The sequence below is a fragment of the Microbacterium sp. Leaf161 genome (genome assembly GCF_001423645.1).
GTDB classification, from domain to species: domain Bacteria; phylum Actinomycetota; class Actinomycetes; order Actinomycetales; family Microbacteriaceae; genus Microbacterium; species Microbacterium forte.
The window spans coordinates 2434736-2454371 of sequence record NZ_LMOW01000001.1; the positions used below are offsets into that span (position 1 = coordinate 2434736).

Consider the following 19636-nt stretch of genomic DNA (forward strand, 5'->3'; position numbering starts at 1 on the left):
CGGGAACCGGCTACAGCGAGAATCCGCCGTCGGTGGTCAGCACCTGACCGACCACCCACGAGCCGGCGTCCGTGCACAGCCAGCCGATCAGGCGGGCAGGGTCGTCGGGGCGACCGACACGGCCGAACGGTGTGCCCGCGATCCAGTCCTCGACGCCCGACAGATCGCGATCCGTGGTGTCGGCATCGAGGTAGCCCGTGTTCACCGGACCCGGATTGACGGTGTTCAGCACGATCCCGACATCGAGCAGCTCGGCGGCAGTCGAACGGGTGATCCCCGCGAGCGCGGCCTTGCTCGTCGCGTACGAGATCTCGCCGCGCATCGCCCCGTGCCCCTGACCCGAGGTCATCCAGACGACGCGAGCGGTCGGCTTCTCGAAGGGGCCGAGCGACGGGATGCTGTCGCCGGGGCGACCGATCGGAGTCTCTGCACCGCCGAGTTCTCGGCGTACTCGATTCGCCAGCCCGGCTGTGAGCAGCAGCGAGGCGCGGGTGTTGGCCTGCCAGTGCGCGTCGAGTCGGTCGGCGGTCATGTCGAAGATCGTGCCGTCGCCGCCGCTCATCGCCTGGTTGCAGATGACGATGTCGAGCCGACCCGAGAGCGCTGATGCCGCGTCGAGCAGAGGGTCGATGCTGGCCGGGTCGCGGAGATCCGCCTGGCCGTCGCCCATCACGGCCCCGGATGCGAGGGAATCGTGGATGCCGGCGCGAACCGCGTCGAGGTCGTCCCCGCCCCACGGGTGGTCGAGATCATGGGGGCGGAAGTGGTGGAAGAACACGTTCGCGCCGAGGGACGCGAGCGTCGTCGCGGTCGCGAATCCGATGCCGCGTCTGCGGGAGACGCCGGTCACCAGAGCAGTGCGTCCGAACAGGGGAAGGTCGTGGGAGTGCATGGCGATTCGCCTTTCGATCGATGGAGCCCCGGGCACGCCGAATGGCGGTCAGAGGCGGGGGAGGGATCGATTCAGCTGCACTTCATGGGCGTCAGCGTAGCAGGAGGCTCGGTCAGCCTTCTCGACACGTATGCGGCGGCGCTACGCTGGCGTCATGTTGTACGAGCACCTCGGGGCTCGGCCCCGGATCCATGACACCGCCATCGTCGCTCCCACCGCCGTGATCTCCGGAGACGTGACCATCGGCCCTCACTGCCAGGTGCTCCATGGCGCCGTGATCACCGCAGAAGGAGGGCCGATCACGATCGGCGAGCACGTCATCGTGATGGAGAACGCGCTCATCAGGGCCACGGCCGCGAATGCCGTGCACATCGGTTCGCACACGCTCGTCGGAACCCTTGCGAGCATCGCGGGGGCGACGGTCGGCGAGGAGGTCTTCTTCGCGTCCGGCGCGCGCATCTTCAACGGAGCGCTGGTGGGCGATCGATGCGAAGTCCGTGTGAACGCCATCGTGCACCGACGAGCGGTGCTCCCGGCCGGAACGGTCGTGCCGATCGGCTGGGTCGCGGTCGGAGATCCCGTGCAGCTCCTGTCTCCCGACAGGGAGGAGGAGATCTCCGCCGCACAACCCGAACTCGACTTCCCCGGGCACGTCTTCGGCGTGGATCGCGACACCCCCGACCTCATGGTGCAGCTCACCGAGCGCTACGGCAGCTCGCTGGCCCGGCACGCCGACGATGTGCGTCTCGACGCCGACGGCCGCGCGGCGGGTCGCGGGTGAGTGACGGCGCGGGGCTCGTACGACCGGACGTCAGCACGGACGACGCCGCGCTGATCGCTCGCGAATGCTACGGAGTCGAGGCGGTGGCGACCGAGCTCGGCAGCAATCAGGACCGCAACTTCGTGCTGGTCGAACCGGACGGATCGCGCAGCGTGCTGCGCGTCGACAACCCGGTGTTCGGCGATGACGCGAGAGCCGCACAGCACGCAGCGCTCGACGCCTACCGCGCGGCCGGCGTGCGGGTTCCCGCCGTGCTCCCCGGACTCGACGGTCAGCTCACGCAGCGCTGGCGGGGATTCGCGGTGCGGCGCAGCGAGTTCGCCGAGGGTGAGCCCATGGTCGATGCGGGCTATCTGGCACCCGTCGTGCTCGCCGAGTTCGGAGCCCTGGCAGCGGCATCCGTGAACGCGCTCGCTGGCCTCGCGCACCCGGGGCTCGAGCGCGACCAGATGTGGGACATGCGCGTCGCGTACGAGCAGATCAACGTGCTCGCCCCGGCGGTGACGGATGCCGAGCTGCGCTCGCGTGTGCGCACGGCCGCGGACGACGCGCAGAAGGCGCTGTCGATCGTGGCTGCTGCGTTGCCGGTTCAGCCGATCCACGGCGACCTCACCGACGACAACGTCACCGGGACGCGCGGTGACGATTCCCGACTGCACCCGCGCACCGTGCTCGACCTGGGCGATCTGGGGCTCGGCTGGCGGGTCGCCGAACTGGCCGTATGCGTCTCGTCGATGCTGCACCACGAGCCCGAGCGTCCGCTCCGTGCTCTCGACACCGTCGCCGCGTTCCATGCCGACGCACCGCTCGCCCGTGACGAGGCGCTCGCGGTATGGCCGCTGGTCGTGCTGCGAGCCGCACTGCTCGTCGCCAGCGGCTGGAGGCAGCTCGAGATCGACGGCGACAATGACTACGCCCGCGAGCGGATCGCGGGCGAGCAGGCCATCTTCGATGCCGCGACTGCCGTTCCGCTCGCCGAGGCGACCGAGTTGGTGCTCGCCCGCCTCGGGTTCGAGTCGCCGGAGTTCGAGGCGCCAGCGGGAACCGCCTCGCACCCGGCGGTGCCAGAGCCGGAGGCTCCAGAGCCGGATACTCCAGCGTCGGAGACTCGAGAGCCCGAGGCGCAAGAACCCGAGGCCGCAGTGGCGGAGACTCCCGAGCCCGAGAAGAGCGAGCCCGAGGCTTCCGAGCCCGGGACTCCTGAGCCCGGCCGTTCGCCGTTCGCCGCTGCTGACGATGAGCGCCCCGAGCTGTCGACCCTTCTTCCGGAGCTCGGCGGTCGCGTCGTCGTGGTCGACCCCGGTGTCGAGGCCGAGGGGCTGGACGCAGGCCGGTGGGCGCATCCCGACGCCGAGGCGCTCCTCGTCGCCGAGGCCCACGCGAGGGGTGCGCGAGCTGCCGTCGTGCCCTACGGCGTGTTCCGGCTCACTCGCACGGCGGTCGACACCGCGAGCGTTGCGGCCACCTGGCCGATCGAGACCGAAGTGCACGTCGCCCCTGGGCCGTCGTCGCGGATGATCGCGCCGGCAGAGGGCGAGCTCAAGATCACAGAGGGTGGGGTGCGCATCGCGCTCGACACCGGGTGGGTGCTCGAGCTCCGGGGCGCCGACCTCGAGCCGAACCGCAGCGGCCGAGTCGAACGGGGCGAGAGCATCGGCAGGCTCGCGGCATCGTTCGAGAACAGGACGATCGTCATCGGCCTCAGCCGAGCCGATGCTCCGCCGCTTCCGGCGCGGCGGCCGGATATGCCTGCTGCCGCCCATCTCGTGGCACCTGATCGCGTCGCGGCGTGGTGCCGCTTCACTGCTGACCCTGCCGCGTTGCTGGGGCTCGCCTCCCATGCGCAGCGCGACGAGGCCGCCCAGGAGCTCGAGCGCAGGGAGCGCATCTTCGCGACCGCGCAGGAGCGCTATTACGAGCATCCGCCGCAGATCGAACGCGGCTGGCGGCACCATCTCGTCGACACGACCGGTCGCAGCTACGTCGACATGGTGAACAACGTCGCTGGACTCGGACACGGCCACCCCCGGGTGGCGGCCGCCGCGAATCGGCAGCTGAAGACGCTCGCCACCAACTCGCGGTTCCTGTTCCGCGGGCTCGCCGAGTACAGCGAGAGACTGATCGCGCTGATGCCCGAGGGGAGTGGTCTCGACACGGTGCTGCTGGTGAACAGCGGCTCGGAAGCGGTCGATCTCGGCATCCGTCTGGCGCAGGCGGCCACTCGTCGACGCACCGTGGTGGCGCTCCGAGAGGCCTACCACGGGTGGACGATGGCAAGCGATGCGGTCACGACCAGCGCCTACGACAACCCGCATGCTCTCGAGACGCGGCCCGACTGGGTGCACATCGCCGACGTGCCCAACCGGTTCCGCGGCACCTACCGCGGACACGACACGGCCGGCCGCTATCTCGCCGATCTCTCCGCAGACCTCGACGGTCTCGTCGCGGACGGCAGAGAGCCCGCGGCTTTCCTGTGCGAGTCCGTGCTCGGAAATGCCGGGGGAGTGCTCCTGCCCGACGGCTACCTGGCGGGCGCCTACGAACTCGTGCGCGCGCATGGTGGTCTCTGCATCGCCGACGAGGTGCAGGTGGGCTTCGGCCGCATGGGCTCGACGTTCTGGGGGTTCGAGCAGTCCGGAGTGGTCCCCGACATCGTCACGATCGCCAAGCCGATGGGCAACGGCTTCCCGATCGGCGGCGTGATCACATCGAAGCGGATCGCCGACGCGCTCAGCAGCCAGGGGCAGTTCTTCTCCTCAGCGGGGGGCAGCACCCTCAGCAGCAGCGTCGGCCTCGCCGTGCTCGATGCCATGGTCGAGGACGACCTGCAGCGCAATGCGCTCGAGGTCGGACGGCATCTCGCAGACGGTCTTCGCGCGCTCGCGGAGCGGCATCCGCTGATCGGTCCCGTCCACGGCGAGGGGCTCTATCTCGGCGTCGAGCTCGTGCGCGATCGCGAGACGATGGAGCCGGCGGATGCCGAGGCCGCAGCGATCTGCGAGCGGATGCGGGAGCTCGGCGTGATCGTGCTCACGACCTCCGAGCGCTCGAACGTGCTGAAGATCAAGCCTCCGCTCTCTCTGACGATCGAGAGCGCCGACCACGTCGTCGCGATGCTGGACCGCGTGCTCGCAGACGGTTGGTGATCGAGGGGCGGATCTTCGAATCGAGTCGGTTCGCGGCATGTTAAATGCGTATTTCGAATCAGATCTGCTCTTCCGCTGAGGAATATCCCGGGTACATACTGAGCGTCAGCGTCGGATCGCCCGAAGTCCGACCCATGCGCTGTTCCCGAAGGAGTACTCATGGCCACGCCCATCAAGACGAAGCCGCTCGCGCAGGGTGGCGGAAGACTGCGACGCAACCTCGGTCTCTGGGCGATCGTCGGTCTCGGTCTCGGCTACATGACGCCGACCGTCGTCTTCGACACCTTCGGCATGGTGGCTCGCGACACCGATAACGTCGTTCCCGCCGCCTACCTCGTCGCCCTCGTCGTGATGGTCTTCACGGCGATCAGCTACGGCAAGATCTCTCGCGCCATCCCGAGCGCCGGTTCCGCCTACACCTACGTGCGCGAATCGATCCATCCGAACCTCGGCTTCATGGTCGGCTGGACCTCGCTCATCGACTACGTGCTGCTTCCGATGGTCAACTGCCTCATCATCCGCAGCTACCTCGAGGCGCTGTTCCCCGACATCCCCGGCTGGATCTGGGTGGTCCTCTACTGCATCCTCGTCACGAGCATCATCTACATGACCATGCGCGGCACCTCGAACATGAACATGATCCTGCTCGTGTTCTCGATCGTCGTGATGGTCGTGTTCGTCGTCATGGTCGTGGCCCAGCTGATGCGTGGTGAAGGCGCGGGGACGATCGCGTCGGCAGCTCCGTTCATCCACGACGGGGCGACGGTGAGCGCGGTGCTCATGGGCGCCACGATCGTCTGCTTCTCATTCATCGGCTTCGACGCGGTCACCATGTACGCCGAGGAGGCGAAGGACCCGAAGATCATGCCCAAGGCGATCCTGCTCACGGTGCTGCTCGGCGGAGCGATCTTCCTCGTGGCCGCGTACGTGACGCAGCTGCGGTTCCCGGACTGGAACGAGTTCGCCCCCGGCGGCGACATGCAGTACGTCGAGGACTCGACGCTGCCGATCATCGGCAACCTCGTCGGCGGCAACGTGCTCATGGCCGTGCTGACGGCTGCGGGCTTCTGCGCGACCCTGGCATCCGGGCTCGCCTCGCACGCATCGGTGTCACGCATGCTGCTCGTGATGGGACGCAACAACGTGCTGCCGCAGAAGGCCTTCGGGTATATCAACCCCCGCACGCACACGCCGACCTTCAACATCGTGCTGGTGGGCGCGATCTCGCTGCTCGCCATCCCCTTCACGCTCGAGCTGATCGCGGCGTGGATCAACTACGGCGCCCTGATCGCGTTCACCTTCGTCAACATCTCGGTGATCGCATGGTTCGCGATCCGCAAGGGTCGGCGCCACACGCCGCGCGATATCTTCTCGTATATCGTGATGCCGGCAATCGGCATGCTGCTCACTGGACTGCTGTGGGTGAACCTGCACGCGGACGCCCTGACCGGAGGCCTGATCTGGACGGCGCTCGGCCTGATCTACCTCGCCGTGATCACGAGGGGCTTCCGCAAGAAGGTCGTCGCGTTCGACGAGAACCAGGCGGTGACCGGATTCAACAAGGTCGTGAAGGTACCGGTCGACGAGAGCTGACGACGCGGGATGCAGAAGAGCCGCCACCCGTGAGGGAGGCGGCTCTTCACACGTGCGCGCGACGCGAGTGCGGTCAGATCACGCCCTGCGCGAGCATCGCGCCGGCGACGCGCTCGAAGCCGGCGATGTTCGCCCCGGCGACGTAATCGCCCGCGACGTCGTAGCGCTCTGCGGCGTCGAACGCGGCGCTGTGGATGTCGGCCATGATCTCGCGCAGCTTGTTCTCGCTGGCGTCGAAGCTCCACCGCTGACGCGATGCGTTCTGGCTCATCTCCAGCGCGGAGGTCGCCACGCCTCCGGCGTTCGCGGCCTTGCCGGGCGCGAAGAGCACGCCGGTGCCCTGGAAAGCCTCGACGGCGGCGGGGACGCAGGGCATGTTCGCGCCCTCCGAGACGGCGCGCACGCCGTTGGCGATGAGCGCCTCGGCAGCGTCGAGGTCGAGCTCGTTCTGCGTGGCAGAGGGCACGGCGATGTCGACGGGAACCTCCCAGACGCTGCCGCCCTCGACGAAGCGCGCGCCGGGGCGACGGTTCGCGTACTCGACGATGCGGGCGCGCTCGACCTCCTTGATCTGGCGCAGCAGGTCGACGTCGATCCCGGCGTCGTCGACGACGTATCCGGAGGAGTCGGATGCCGTGACAGCGGTCGCGCCGAGCTGCGACGCTTTCTGGATCGCGTAGATCGCGACGTTGCCCGAGCCCGAGACGCCCACGCGCTTGCCGTCGAGCGAGTCGCCGTGCACGCCGAGCATCTCCTGCGCGAAGAACACGGCCCCGTATCCGGTGGCCTCGGTGCGCACCTCGGCGCCACCCCAGCCGGTGCCCTTGCCGGTGAACATGCCCGACTCATGACGGTTCGTGATCTTGCGGTACTGGCCGAAGAGGTAGCCGATCTCGCGGCCGCCGACGCCGATGTCTCCTGCGGGGACGTCGGTGTGCTCGCCGAGGTGGCGGTAGAGCTCGCTCATGAACGACTGGCAGAAGCGCATGATCTCGGCATCCGACCGACCGTGCGGGTCGAAGTCGGAGCCGCCCTTGCCGCCGCCGATGCCCTGTCCTGTCAGCGCGTTCTTGAAGATCTGCTCGAACCCGAGGAACTTGATGATCGACAGGTTGACCGAGGGGTGGAAGCGCAGACCGCCCTTGTAGGGGCCGAGAACGGAGGAGAACTGGATGCGGTAGCCGCGGTTGACCTGCAGGCGACCGGCGTCGTCGACCCACGGCACCCGGAACAGGATCTGCCGCTCGGGCTCGACCAGACGGTCGAGGATGCCGCCGTCGACGAACTGCGGGTTGCGTGCCAGCACAGGGGCGATCGAGTTCAGCACCTCGTGCACGGCCTGCTGGAACTCGGGCTCGTGCGGGCTGCGGGCGAGCACCGTGTCGAACACGGGCTGCACGGACTCTGCGAGCGGGTGGAAGTCGGCGGATGGAGAAGAGGTCACGCGAAAGAGCTTTCTGATCGGGGGATGGTGCTGCGTGCGATCGTGTCGCGTGAGGGTACGCCGGATCGGGCGGAGTTTTCACTCTAGCGGGCACGCCGATGTGAGGACCTTCACACCGGCATGCGCTCGCTCAGGCGCGATGGGCGTCGATCACCCGGTGTTCTGCAGACCGGCCGCGACGCCGCTGACCGAGAGCAGCAGCAGGCGCTTCTGCTCGTCGTCGGCTCCGGATCCGGTCGCCTCACCGGGGTCGCGCAGGGAGCGCAGTGCGCGCAGCTGCAGCAGTGACAGCGCGTCGACGTACGGCGTGCGCAACTGCACCGCGCGCTGCAGGATCGGCTTGTTCTCGAGCAGCCCGACGCCACCGGTGAGGCGGATGACCCATTCGCGGGTGAGCGCGAGCTCGTCCAGCACGAGCTGGGCGAGATCGTCGCGGTCACCGAGTGCGAGGTACTGGCGGGCGATGCGCTCGTCGGTCTTCGCGAGGCTCATGGCGACGTTGTCGATCATGGTGCGCAGCAGCGGCCAATCGCGGTAGGCCTCGATGAGTCGTGCCTCGTCGCCGACGGCGGCGAGAGCCGTGCCGAGGCCGAACCAGCCGGCCAGGTTGATGCGGGCCTGGGTCCAGGCGAACACCCACGGGATGGCACGCAGGTCTTCGAGCGACTCGACCGACAGCCCCCGCCTGGCAGGACGCGAGCCCAGGGCGAGCAGACCGATCTCCTCCAGAGGAGTCACCGTGGCGAACCAGGGAGCGAAGCCCTCGGCCTTCACGAGCGAGAAGAACCGCTCGCGTGACGAGGCGTCCATGACGGCGGCGATGTCGGAGAAACGCGCCGCCGCGTCGCTCGTGTGCTTCTCGACGCTCGGCGAGGACGCGAGCAGGGTCGCCGCGGCGACCTGGTCGATGTGCCGCATGGCGATGGCAGGCTCGCCGTACCGGGCGAAGATGACCTCGCCCTGCTCGGTCAGCTTGAAGCGCCCGTCGACCGAGTGCGGCGGCTGCGCGAGGATCGCCGAGTTGGCCGGTCCGCCGCCGCGTCCGAGGGCGCCGCCGCGTCCGTGGAACAGCGTCAGCTCGATGTCCGACTCCTGTGCCCACTGCGCGATCTTCTCCTGCGCCTCGTACAGCGCGAGGTTGGCGGCGACCGGGCCGACGTCCTTCGACGAGTCCGAGTAGCCGAGCATGACCTCGAGTCGGTTCCCGGTCGCTGCGAGGCGAGCCTCGAACTCGGGGAAGGTCACCGCCTCGGCGAGGATGCCGGGAGCCGCCTGGAGGTCGGCGAAGGTCTCGAACAGGGGCACCACGTCGAGCACGGGCGCATCGTCGCCGAGCGCGTGCGCCGCGAGCCTGTGGACGTTCGCGAGGTCGGAAGCGGCCTGCGTGAACGACACGACGTAACGACCGGCGGCACGGAGTCCGCGGTCGCGCTGGATCTCGGCGATCGCGCGGAAGACCTCGAGCACCTCTTCGGTCTGCGTGCTGATCGCCTCGCCGCTCTCGAGCTCTGCGAGGGCCTTCGCGTGCACCTGCGAGTGCTGGCGCACCTCGAGCTCGGTGAGGTGGAAGCCGTACGTCTCCACCTGCCAGATCAGGTGCTGCACGCCTCCGAAGGCGTGGCGCTTCGCACCCGCATCCGACAACGACGACTGCACCACGCGAAGGTCTTCGAGCAGCTCCTCCGGGCGGGCATACCCCTCTTCGTCGCCGTGCCTGGTGGCTGCGACGCGATGTGCCAGGGCGAGCAGCACCCGTCGGTGGGGCTCGCCGGGGGAGCGGGCGGCCAGTTCGTGCGCGACCCGCGGCTCGGCGGCCGCGAACGAATCCCAGAGCGCCGAGACGGCGTCACTCGGGGGAGTGTCCTCGGCGCTCAGGGTGAGCGTGCGGCCGATGCGCTCGAGCGCGCGCTCGAGACCGCGCAGCACATGGTCGGAGGCGATCTGCGACGCCTCTCGGGTCACGGATGCCGTCACGAACGGGTTGCCGTCGCGGTCGCCGCCGACCCAGGAGCCGATGCGCACGAAGGCCGGGACGACCGGTGCACTCGAGCCGGAGTCGTCACCGCGCAGTGCGTCGTCGATGCGGCGATACACGTGCGGCACGGTGGTGAAGAGCGTCTCGTCGAACACGCCCATGACCGTGCGCACCTCGTCGGTCGGCGACGGCTTCTCGGCTCGCAGCGGTGCCGTGCGCCAGAGGGTGTCGATCTCCTCCAGCATCCGACGCCGGGCGCGGTGCTCCTCGGACCCGCCCTCGCTCGCCGCATCGTGCTGCGTGAGCAGATCGGAGAGGCGGCGGATGCTCGACGACACGGCGCGACGGCGCGCCTCGGTCGGGTGGGCGGTGAACACCGGGTGAAAGCGCAGGCCCTCGAGACGACGGCGAGCCTCGTCATCGCCGACCTCGGTCTTCAGGCGCGCGTACGCGGTGGCGACCGTGTCTGCGGCATCCTCGCGACCGGGCTGGCCGGCGCGCTCGCGCAGAACCCGCACGCGCTGGTGCTCCTCGGCGAGATTGACGAGGTGGAAGTAGCAGGTGAACGCGCGGGCGACCTCGTCGGCGCGCGCGATCGAGAACGACTCGGCGATCGCCGCAGCGCGGTCGAAGGCGTCGGACGTCTCCTCGTCATAGGCCTGGATCGTCGCCAGTCGCAGTCGCTCCACGTCCTCGAAGAGGTCGTCACCGCCCGACTCGCGCAGAACCTGGCCGAGAAGGGCGCCGAGCATTCTCACATCGGTGCGCATGGCATCAGGAATGCCGCGGCCTGCTTCGAAACGGCCGATGATGCGGATGGCCGAGGTGTCAGTGGGCTCGGGGAAGGCGTGTTCGGGGGTCACCGTTCGAGAGTATCCCGGCTCGGGGCCGTGCTCTGAACGCATGACGATGTGAGACGCGCGAGGCAGCCGCAACTACCATGGGGGCGATGCGCATCTCCGCGAACCCCCTCCGTGGTCAGCAGTTCCCCGCTGTCCTCCTGCTCGTCGCGGCAGGACTGGGAATCCTGCTGGCGAACCTCCCTTCGCACGATGCGCTCGCCGCAGTCCTCGACTTCCATATCGCGATCCCCGGCACCGTCCTCGACCTCTCGGTCGAGCACTGGGTGTCCGACGGGCTGCTCGCGGTGTTCTTCCTCGTGGTGGCGATCGAGCTGCGGCACGAGCTGACCCACGGTGAGCTCGACTCGCCGAGCAAAGCCGTGCAGCCGGCCATCGCCGCCGCAGGTGGTGTGCTGGTGCCGATCGCGGTCTACCTCCTCATCGCGGGCGACTCGGCGACCGCCACCGGATGGCCCATCCCGACCGCGACCGACATCGCGTTCGCGCTCGGCGTCCTCGCCATGTTCGGCCGCGGACTTCCGTCGAACGTCCGGGTGTTCCTGCTCGCGCTGGCGATCCTCGACGACATCATCGGCATCATCTTCATCGCCGTGCTGTTCGCGCACGACGTGCAGTGGCTCTTCCTCGCGCTCGCCGTCGCCGCCGTCGTCGCCTTCTGGCTGCTCAGCGGGCTGCTGCACGCCAAGGGGCATCCGGCGGTCGCCGTCGCGATGGTCGTGGTCGGCATCGTCGCCTGGGGCCTGGTGGCGTCCTCGGGGATCCATGCCACGATCGCGGGCGTGATGCTCGGGCTCGTGATGTCGCCCGTTCCCGCCGCACGCACCCGACACGCTCTCGAGCCGACGGTGAACGGCGCGATCCTGCCGATCTTCGCGTTCGTCGCCGCCTTCGTCGTGATCCCCGCGCTCTCGCCGACAGAGCTGTCGCCCGCCTTCTGGGGAATCGCCGTCGCACTGCCCGTCGGCAAGATCATCGGCATCTCCGTGTTCGGGTGGCTGGCAATGCGGATCCGTCCCCGAGGCGCGGCGCCCGCCCTGCCGTTCGCCGACATCGTCGCCGCCGGTGCGCTCGGTGGAATCGGCTTCACCGTCTCGCTGCTGCTGGCGAACCTCGCCTTCGCGACCGACGCGGGCATCCGCGACCAGGCGATCCTGGGCGTGCTCGTCGGCTCGCTCGTGGCGCTCGTGCTGTCGGGGATCATCGTCTCACTGCGTGCACGCGCGTACCGACGCCAGGGCGTCGTGACATCGTGATCACGAGACAGGGACGAGGAAGGCAGCCACAGTGATGTCTGAGGAAGGGCCAGTGAGCGCAGAGTCGCACCGCGACCCGCTGCGCGCCGCCGCCGAGACGATGCGCGAGGTGCGAGAGCGGTGCGTCTGGTCCCAGCAGATCACGCACCGCGATCTCGTGCCGTATCTCATCGAGGAGTCGCACGAGGTGATCGACGCCGTCGAGAACGGCACGCGCGACGACCTGCGCGAAGAACTCGGCGACCTGCTCTGGCAGGTGCTGTTCCACTCCGCGATCGCTGCGCAGGATGCTGACGACCCGTTCGACATCGACGATGTGGCCGCCACACTGACCGAGAAGATGGTGCGGCGGCATCCCCATGTCTTCGCCGGTGAGGTCGCGACGACGCCTGAAGAGGTCCTCATGCACTGGAATGCCGCGAAGGCGGCGGAGAAGCGCGCGAGACGCAGCGTCCTCGACGGGATTCCACGCGGGATGCCGGCGCTCGCGCTGGCGCAGAAGATCGTCGGTCGAGCTGCGGGGGCCGGTGTCGTCGCCGCGACGGATGCAGCGGCGGGTGCCGCGAGGCCGTCCTCGGAGGCCGAGCTGGGCGACGCTCTGCTCGCTCTCGTCGCGGTCGCCCGCGCCGAGGGCTGGGATGCGGAACGGGCACTGCGAGAACGACTCAGAGCGGTCGAGGCCGAGGTCCGCGAGGCGGAATCGGGGGCCTGAGGCCGCAGCCCGCCCCGCCGACCTGGAAAGATGGAGTCGTGGCTACTGTGAACCCGCCGCGCGGAATGCGCGACATCCTCCCCGCCGACAAGGCCCGCCGCGAGCGCGTCCTCGCCGTCATCCGCGATCGATACCGCACGCATGGCTTCGACGAGATCGAGACCCCGGCGCTCGAGGAGTACTCGCGACTGCACGCCGGCATCGGCGGAGACAACGAGAAGCTCGCATACAACGTGCTGCGACGCGGCCTCGACGCGGAGGCGATCCGTGAGGGCGCCGGCGACCAGAGCGCGTTGGCAGACCTGGGTCTGCGCTACGACCTCACGGTTCCCCTCGCGCGCTTCTATGCGAGCAACCGCGGGCAGCTTCCCGGTGTGTTCCGCGCCATCCAGATCGGGCCGGTCTGGCGCGCCGAGCGCCCCCAGAAGGGCCGCTACCGCCAGTTCGTGCAGTGCGACATCGACATCATCGGCGACGACTCCTCGCGGGCAGAGGCCGAGCTCATGGTCGCCTCGCTCGACGCGGTCGACGCGCTGGGCCTCGAAGGAGCGACCGTTCGCATCAATGATCGACGTGCGCTCGACTGGATGCTCGACAGCTTCGGCTTCACGGGCGAGGAGCGCCCCGGCGTTCTCATCACGATCGACAAGCTCGACAAGATCGGTCCAGACGGCGTCGCTGCCGAACTGCGCGAGCGCGGCTCGGCAGCGGCGGCCGTCGACGCGTTCGAGGCGTTCCTCCTTCGTCCGCAGACCATGGAGTACAACCCGTTCGGCGAGCGGCAGATCCGCAAGGCGCTCCCCGAGAACGCTCCGGAGGAGATCGTCGGGCACCTCGTCGGCATCGGCGAGGCCGTCGCCGCCGGTCGAGGTGCGACCGACATCCCGCTGGTCTTCGATCCGTTCCTCGTGCGCGGCATGGGCTACTACACCGGCACGATCTTCGAGCTCGCGCATCCGTCTGTGTCGTACTCGCTCGGCGGCGGCGGCCGCTATGACGGCATGATCGGGCGGTTCCTCGGTCAGCAGGTCCCTGCCGTGGGTTTCTCCCTCGGCTTCGAGAGGCTCGTCGATCTCGTGACGGCGGGAGCGGATGCCGGCGAACGCGCCGTCGTGCTCATCCACGACGCCGACGTGCCGGTCGCCGAGCTCGTCACGCACAAGGCGGGGCTCGTGGCATCCGGGGCCAGGGTCAGGCTCGAGCGGCGCACGAAGAACGTGAAGGCACTGCTCGAGCGCTCGGCCGCCGACGGATACACCGAGTTCGCGACCGTCGCGACGGGCGCCGCCGAGCTGGAGCTCAAGCCGCTGGCCTGAGGCGCCGCTCTTCTTTCGCATTCCGGGCACGGCTTTCGAACTCTGGGTCCGTCTGCAGGAAGACCGCACGGGATGCAGGGGCAGACCGCTGGCTTCGTCCTGCGGACGTGCCCCGGTCCTGCAGACGGACACTGCGGATGCCGTTCACTCGGCGTTCACGACGGTCGGATCGAATCAGAGCATGAGTCGACAGCATCTCGTCGCCTTCGCCGTGATCGGTGCTGCATCGGTCTCGGCCGCCGTCGGCATCCGGTTCGTGCTCGCGCGTCAGGCGGCGATCGCGCGTCGGCGCATCGGCAAACCGCTCGGCGAGCAGTCGATCGATGCCGATCGCGTCTGGCGTCGTGCGCTCGACGGCGATCCTGTGCAGCTTCTCGTGCTGGGCGACTCGGTGGCGGCAGGTCTCGGCGCCGAGCGCCGCAAGGAGACCCTCGGCGGACGGCTCGCGAAAGGCATGGCACGGCGCATGCGGCGGCCCGTGCGCCTGCGCACCGCCGCGGTCGTCGGTGCGGAGTCGCCCGATCTCGCCGCTCAGCTCGCGGGTCTGCCCGATGACTACGCACCGCACGTGGCTGTGATCGTGGTCGGAGGCAATGACGTCACGCACCGCCTGCCGATCGCCGTCTCCACACAGCACTTACGCGACACGATCGTGCACCTGCGCCGCCAGGGCGCCGAGGTCGTCGTCGGCACATGCCCCGACCTCGGCGCGCTGCGCCCCGTGCCGCAGCCGCTGCGGAGGCTGATCTCGAGCGTGTCGCGCAGGCTGGCCGAAGCGCAGGCCGAGACCGCACGCTCGGCCGGGGCGCGGCCCGTCGATCTCCGCCGAGCCGTGGGCCCGATGTTCTTCGACGATCCCGATGCCATGTTCAGCCTGGATCGCTTCCATCCGAGCCCGCTCGGCTACCGGCGCACGGCCGAGGTGCTGCTCCCCGCCGCGTGCCTCGCGGCGGAGGCGGCTCTCAGCTCGCGCCGTCAGACGGTGCCGCGCTGAACGACGCGGCCCAGTCGGCGACGCGACGCGCGCTCTCGTCGTCCGAGAGGTCTTCGACGCGGGTCATCACCGACCACCTCACGCCGAAGGGGTCGCGGATGCTCGCGAATCGGTCGCCCGAGACGAAGGCGGACGGAGCTTCGCGCACGGTCGCTCCCGCGGCGACCGCCCGCTCGACCACGGCGTCGACGTCCGAGACGTAGAGGCCCATCGAGTAGCAGTCGTCGTCACCCGACGGTGCGGGAACCAGGTGATACTCGGGGCTCGGCTCGCCCAGCTGCAGGCGACCGAGGCCGAAGTCGAGGTCGGCGTGGGCGACGACGCCCCCGAACTCCGTGACGTCGACGACGCGGGCGCCGAAGACCTCTCGGTAGAAGTCGATCGCCTCTCTGGCTCCGGCGATCGCGAGGAACGGAGTGAGCGAGGTAGCGCTGTGCGGGCGGCCGTCGGTGGTGTGTTCGCCGGTCACGCCGGTCGTGTTCTCGGTGGTCATGCGTTCACGGTACGGAGCCCTCGGGGTGTGCGCTTGAACATCGACGACAGACTGCGCAGCGCGCCCTCTGTCTCGCGGCGCAAGGGTCGTAGGGTCGAGGACATGGATGTCGAATACCTCCCGAGCGACGAGTAGACATGCGTCCGACCCGTGGAGTGCTCTACCCGACCCGGCTGCCCGAGTTCCATCGGCTGCCGCCCGCGGCGGCCGCGCGGGATCTCGCCGTGTGGTTCTGGATCCCGGAGTGGTCGATAGAGCCCGGCCGGTCATCGCGGCAGGAGATCGTCGGCTACCCGGCGCTCAACCTCGTGGTCGAGCAGGGCGCGGTCACCCTGTCGGGTGCGACGACGCGGGCATCGCATCGCGACCTGCGCGGAACGAGCTGGGCGGTCGGCGCGCTGTTGCGGCCGGCCGCTGTGGCAGCGCTCGTCGACGACCCGGCTGCGCTCGTCGACACCGAGACGATCATCGATGCGCCTGACCTGGCGGATGCGATCGGTGCCGCCATGAGCACGGGGGAGGGGCGCCGTGAGCGCGCCGTCGCGGTCTTCTCCGACTGGCTCGTGCGCCGGGTCGGGGCTGTCGACGATGCCGCGCGGCACGCGAACGCGCTCGTCGAGGTGCTCATGGGGGATGATGCCGCCGGCAGCGTCGAAGAGGCGGCGATGCGCCTGGCGGTCTCGGTGCGCACACTGCAGCGGATGGCCCACCGACACGTGGGCGTCTCACCGGCGGCGATGATCCGCCGGCGTCGCCTTCAGGAGGCCGCCGAGCGGCTGCGCCTCGATCCGGGGATCGAGCTGTCGGGCCTCGCGGCAGACCTCGGCTACGCCGATCACGCGCACCTCACACGTGACTTCCGCAGCATCCTCGGCATGGCTCCTCGCACGTACCGTGCGGGAGCGTCTGAGCAGTCCCCGGACGAGACTGCGCAGATGTGATCACCGCGACAGTCTGAGGCGGGTCATCCGATAGAGCACTCCGATGAGCACGACCGCGGTTCCGATCGCCGAGGCCACGACGGGCAGCGTGTTCACGAGCAGGAGGCAGCCCAGAGCTCCGATGACCTGCAAGGCGCGGGGATAGAGGCGAGCCGCCGCCTGCTGTCGGAACGCTGCGGCGTTCGCGATGAGGTAGTACAGCAGCACCCCGAACGAGGAGAACCCGATCGCGTCGCGAAGGTCGGCGATGACCACGATCCCGACGATGATCAGCGCGATCGTGATCTCGGCACGACGCGGCACCTGCCAGCGCTCGTCGACCTGCGCGAGGAACCGCGGCAGGTCTTGCTCGCGGGCCATGGCCAGGGTCGTCCGCCCGATGCCGGTGAGCAGCGCGAGCAGAGCGCCGAGCGAGGCCGCCGCCGCCGCGATGCGGATGACCGGGGTGAGAGCCTGCCACCCGGTGGCCGTGGCGACATCGGCCAGAGGCGTCGTGCTCGTCGCCGCCTCGCCACCGAGGACGAGGACGACCGTGATCGCGACGAGCGTGTAGACGACGACCGCACCGCCCAGCGCGAGGGCGATGGCGCGCGGGATCGTCCGGGCAGGGTCGACGACCTCTTCGCCCATGGTCGCGATGCGCGCGTACCCTGCGAACGCGAAGAAGAGCAGTCCTGCGCCCTGCAGCACACCGTATGCGCTGGCGTCGGGAAGAGGGGCGGGGGTCGCCGTAGACGATCCCCCGAGTCCGGTGGCGGCGACGAGCGCGAGCCCCAGCAGGGAGCACGCGACGAGCACCCGGGTGACGAGCGCGGTTCGCGTGACGCCGAAGCAGTTGACGGCTGCGAGCGCGACGACTGCTGCCACGGCCACCGGCACCTGCCAGCCCTCGGGCGCCGCGTAGGCGGCGAAGGTCATGGCCATCGCGGCGCAGCTCGCGATCTTGCCGATCACGAAGCTCCAGCCGGCCACGAAACCCCACCACGGACCGATCTCTGCTCTGGCGTACGCATAGGTGCCGCCGGCAACGGGGTGCGCTGCGGCGAGCTGCGCCGACGCGGTGGCGTTGCAGTAGGCGACGATCGCGGCGATCGCCAGGGCGATCAGGATGCCGCTGCCGGCGACGCCCATCGCAGGTGCCCACACCGAGAACACGCCCGCACCGATCATCGAGCCGAGTCCGATGGCGACGGCGTCGCCGAGTCTCAGGCGGCGTGCGAGGGGCATCCCGTCATCGTGTCATGCGAGGGTGAATTTCCGGTGACTTCCTCGCTGCTCAGCCGCGAGCCGCGGTCACGCGCTTCTTCTCGCGGATGTAGACCTCGCGTCGCACTTTCGCGACGACATCGCCGTCGCGGTCTGTGATCACGGTCTCGAACCACTCGAGCACCTTCGTGCCGCCGTGCGTGCGCTCGCGGATCTCCTCGACCCGCTCCCTGCTGACCTCGAACTCGGCTGTGAGGATCCCGCGGCCGGGCTTGAGGAACTCGATCTCGCCGCGGGTGTCCCACACCACGTAGTCGCGTCCGAGCTGGTGCATCACGAGCATGAAGAAGTACGGGTCCGTCATCGCCGACATCGAGCCGCCGAATGCCGTCTTGACGTAGTTGCGTGTGAAGACGTTCACGTGCAGCTCGACGGTCGCGTGGGTCCAGTCCTCGCTGAAGCGACGGATGCGGATGCCGCTGAAGAGATTGGGGATCCACAGGCTCATGCCGGTGGCGAGACGTCGGGGAGTGATGCGCATGAGGTCAGTGTGGACGATGCGGTCAGGGAGACGAAGCTTGCTGGAGGGTTCAGACAGTTGTTATAGTTATCCTATAACTAGTAGAAATTGAGGACCGCGATGCTGATTCGAATCGATGCCGACAGCGCTCGGCCGCTCTTCGATCAGGTCGCGGCGTCCGTCCGTGCCGACGTGCTGACCGGGCGGCTCGTGCCCGGTGATCGGCTGCCGGCCGCGCGCGAGCTGGCAGACGCACTCGAGATCAATCTGCACACGGTGCTCCGCGCCTATCAGCAGCTCAGAGACGAGGGCCTGATCGACCTGCGTCGCGGCAGGGGGGCAGTGGTCGCAGCCTCCGCCGCACCTCTGGCCGAGCTCTCACAGGACATCACCGCGCTCGTCGCCCGCGCCGCCTCGCTCGGCGTCTCCTCCACGACCCTGGCCGCCCTCATCAAGGAGACCGACGCATGACCCCCGAGATCCGCAGAGCCCGCGCCGCCTTCTGGTGGGTGGGGGTGATCCTCCCTCTCGCGTTGATCGCTCTCGCGAGCATCGTCGTGCTCGCCTGGCTCCCCGAGATGCCAGACCCTGCGGCGATCCACTGGGGTCCCGATGGGGTCGACGGCTTCGCCCCTCCGTGGACATTCCTCGTCCTGTTGATCGGTCTCGGCGGAGGAATCGTCGTGCTGTTCGCGTTCATCGCGCTGTTCTCCCACCGACTCCCGCAGCGGGGAGCTGCCGCGCCGATCCCGCAGCCGCAGTGGTCCGCGACCGCGCGGCTGCTCGGTGCGACGAGCCTCGGCATCGCGGGAATGATGGCGACGCTCGCCATCGTCACAACCGCCGTGCAGCGCGGGCTCGCCGATGCCGCGGACGCGGCCGACATCACGCCGTGGGTGCCCGTGTTCCTCGTCGTCCTGGCAGTCTTGAGCGTGGTGGGCTGGTTCCTGCAGCCGAAGACCGCGGTCCCCGCACGTCCGTCCGATGCTCCGGCGCCACCGCTGCCCCTGGCCGATCACGAGCGTGCGGTGTGGATGCGAAGCGTGTCCATCGCGCGGTCGGGACAGATCGTGCTCGGCATCGGGGTGTTCTTCGCGATCGCGATCACGGTCCTGCTGCTCGCGCAGGGGATCGCCGCGGGATGGATCACGGCGGCGGTCTCGCTCCTCCTGGTGGTGGTCGTCGTCACGGGGCTGTCCTTCCGCGTCCGTGCGAGCCCGGCCGGGCTGCGTGTTCGCTCTGCGGCAGGATGGCCGCGTCTCGCCATCCCCGCCGACGAGATCGCGAGCACCCGTTCGATCCAGGTCGATCCGTTCGCCGAGTTCGGCGGCTGGGGATACCGCATCGGCACCGACGGACGGCGCGGGTTCGTGCTGCGCGCCGGTGAGGCCCTCGAGGTGACCCGCACGAACGGGCGGGTGTTCGTCGTCACGGTCGACGACGCGGGCACCGCGGCATCCGTCCTCGCCGCAGCCGCACGCCGATGACCGCACCCCTCGGCGAACCC

16 protein-coding genes are annotated in these 19636 nt (G+C 69.3%); 10 read left to right on the forward strand and 6 right to left on the reverse strand.

The features are described 5' to 3' along the window. Nucleotides 1-10 precede the first annotated feature (10 nt). Nucleotides 11-892 (reverse strand): SDR family oxidoreductase, encoded by an 882-nt coding sequence (locus tag ASF87_RS11575; RefSeq protein WP_056376036.1) that lies wholly within the window; start codon nucleotides 890-892, stop codon nucleotides 11-13. A gap of 154 nt (nucleotides 893-1046) precedes the next feature. Here ASF87_RS11575 and ASF87_RS11580 point away from each other — a divergent pair, with 154 nt between their 5' ends. The 3 genes from ASF87_RS11580 (at nucleotide 1047) to ASF87_RS11590 (ending at nucleotide 6412) form a co-directional block, all read left to right on the forward strand. Further along, nucleotides 1047-1673 (forward strand): gamma carbonic anhydrase family protein, encoded by a 627-nt coding sequence (locus ASF87_RS11580; protein ID WP_056376482.1) that lies wholly within the window; start codon nucleotides 1047-1049, stop codon nucleotides 1671-1673. After that, nucleotides 1670-4819: an aminotransferase class III-fold pyridoxal phosphate-dependent enzyme gene (locus ASF87_RS11585; RefSeq protein ID WP_056376037.1), complete on the forward strand. Its 3150-nt coding sequence runs from the start codon at nucleotides 1670-1672 to the stop codon at nucleotides 4817-4819. Before ASF87_RS11580 ends, ASF87_RS11585 begins: the two co-directional genes overlap by 4 nt. Before the next feature lie 159 nt (nucleotides 4820-4978). After that, complete coding sequence (locus ASF87_RS11590) at nucleotides 4979-6412, forward strand: APC family permease (RefSeq protein ID WP_082508852.1); 1434 nt, start codon at nucleotides 4979-4981, stop codon at nucleotides 6410-6412. Between the two features lie 73 nt (nucleotides 6413-6485). Here the strand turns inward: ASF87_RS11590 and gdhA are convergent, their stop codons facing one another. Next, nucleotides 6486-7856, reverse strand: a complete 1371-nt coding sequence (gene gdhA, locus ASF87_RS11595; RefSeq protein ID WP_056376039.1) for an NADP-specific glutamate dehydrogenase — start codon at nucleotides 7854-7856, stop codon at nucleotides 6486-6488. A gap of 150 nt (nucleotides 7857-8006) precedes the next feature. Continuing rightward, a complete protein-coding gene (locus ASF87_RS11600) occupies nucleotides 8007-10694 on the reverse strand; it encodes a phosphoenolpyruvate carboxylase (RefSeq protein ID WP_056376041.1) in 2688 nt (895 codons plus the stop codon). Between the two features lie 86 nt (nucleotides 10695-10780). Here ASF87_RS11600 and ASF87_RS11605 point away from each other — a divergent pair, with 86 nt between their 5' ends. The 4 genes from ASF87_RS11605 (at nucleotide 10781) to ASF87_RS11620 (ending at nucleotide 14969) form a co-directional block, all read left to right on the forward strand. Then, a complete protein-coding gene (locus tag ASF87_RS11605; protein WP_056376484.1) occupies nucleotides 10781-11947 on the forward strand; it encodes a Na+/H+ antiporter NhaA in 1167 nt (388 codons plus the stop codon). A gap of 34 nt (nucleotides 11948-11981) precedes the next feature. After that, a complete protein-coding gene (locus ASF87_RS11610) occupies nucleotides 11982-12659 on the forward strand; it encodes a MazG nucleotide pyrophosphohydrolase domain-containing protein (RefSeq protein WP_056376043.1) in 678 nt (225 codons plus the stop codon). Between the two features lie 65 nt (nucleotides 12660-12724). Next, nucleotides 12725-13975, forward strand: a complete 1251-nt coding sequence (locus ASF87_RS11615; protein ID WP_056376045.1) for a histidine--tRNA ligase — start codon at nucleotides 12725-12727, stop codon at nucleotides 13973-13975. A 181-nt stretch (nucleotides 13976-14156) separates the two neighbouring features. Beyond that, complete coding sequence (locus tag ASF87_RS11620; protein WP_056376047.1) at nucleotides 14157-14969, forward strand: SGNH/GDSL hydrolase family protein; 813 nt, start codon at nucleotides 14157-14159, stop codon at nucleotides 14967-14969. On the opposite strand, the gene ASF87_RS11625 is transcribed toward ASF87_RS11620, so the two are convergent. Continuing rightward, complete coding sequence (locus ASF87_RS11625; protein ID WP_056376049.1) at nucleotides 14938-15462, reverse strand: VOC family protein; 525 nt, start codon at nucleotides 15460-15462, stop codon at nucleotides 14938-14940. The two genes, ASF87_RS11620 and ASF87_RS11625, sit on opposite strands and share 32 nt — an antisense overlap. Before the next feature lie 137 nt (nucleotides 15463-15599). Here ASF87_RS11625 and ASF87_RS11630 point away from each other — a divergent pair, with 137 nt between their 5' ends. Beyond that, nucleotides 15600-16403, forward strand: coding sequence for an AraC family transcriptional regulator (locus ASF87_RS11630; RefSeq protein ID WP_056376051.1), 804 nt, complete (start codon nucleotides 15600-15602; stop codon nucleotides 16401-16403). On the opposite strand, the gene ASF87_RS11635 is transcribed toward ASF87_RS11630, so the two are convergent. After that, a complete protein-coding gene (locus ASF87_RS11635; protein ID WP_056376053.1) occupies nucleotides 16404-17630 on the reverse strand; it encodes an APC family permease in 1227 nt (408 codons plus the stop codon). Nucleotides 17631-17679: 49 nt separating this feature from the next. Continuing rightward, nucleotides 17680-18150: a PaaI family thioesterase gene (locus tag ASF87_RS11640; RefSeq protein ID WP_056376055.1), complete on the reverse strand. Its 471-nt coding sequence runs from the start codon at nucleotides 18148-18150 to the stop codon at nucleotides 17680-17682. 99 nt (nucleotides 18151-18249) lie between these two features. On the opposite strand from ASF87_RS11640, the gene ASF87_RS11645 reads away from it, so the two are divergent. Together ASF87_RS11645 and ASF87_RS11650 are read left to right on the forward strand one after the other, a co-directional pair. After that, complete coding sequence (locus ASF87_RS11645; protein ID WP_056376057.1) at nucleotides 18250-18600, forward strand: GntR family transcriptional regulator; 351 nt, start codon at nucleotides 18250-18252, stop codon at nucleotides 18598-18600. After that, nucleotides 18597-19616 carry a DUF1648 domain-containing protein gene (locus ASF87_RS11650; RefSeq protein ID WP_056376059.1) on the forward strand — a complete coding sequence of 340 codons (1020 nt, stop codon included), beginning with the start codon at nucleotides 18597-18599 and terminating at the stop codon, nucleotides 19614-19616. Before ASF87_RS11645 ends, ASF87_RS11650 begins: the two co-directional genes overlap by 4 nt. Nucleotides 19617-19636: the final 20 nt, after the last annotated feature.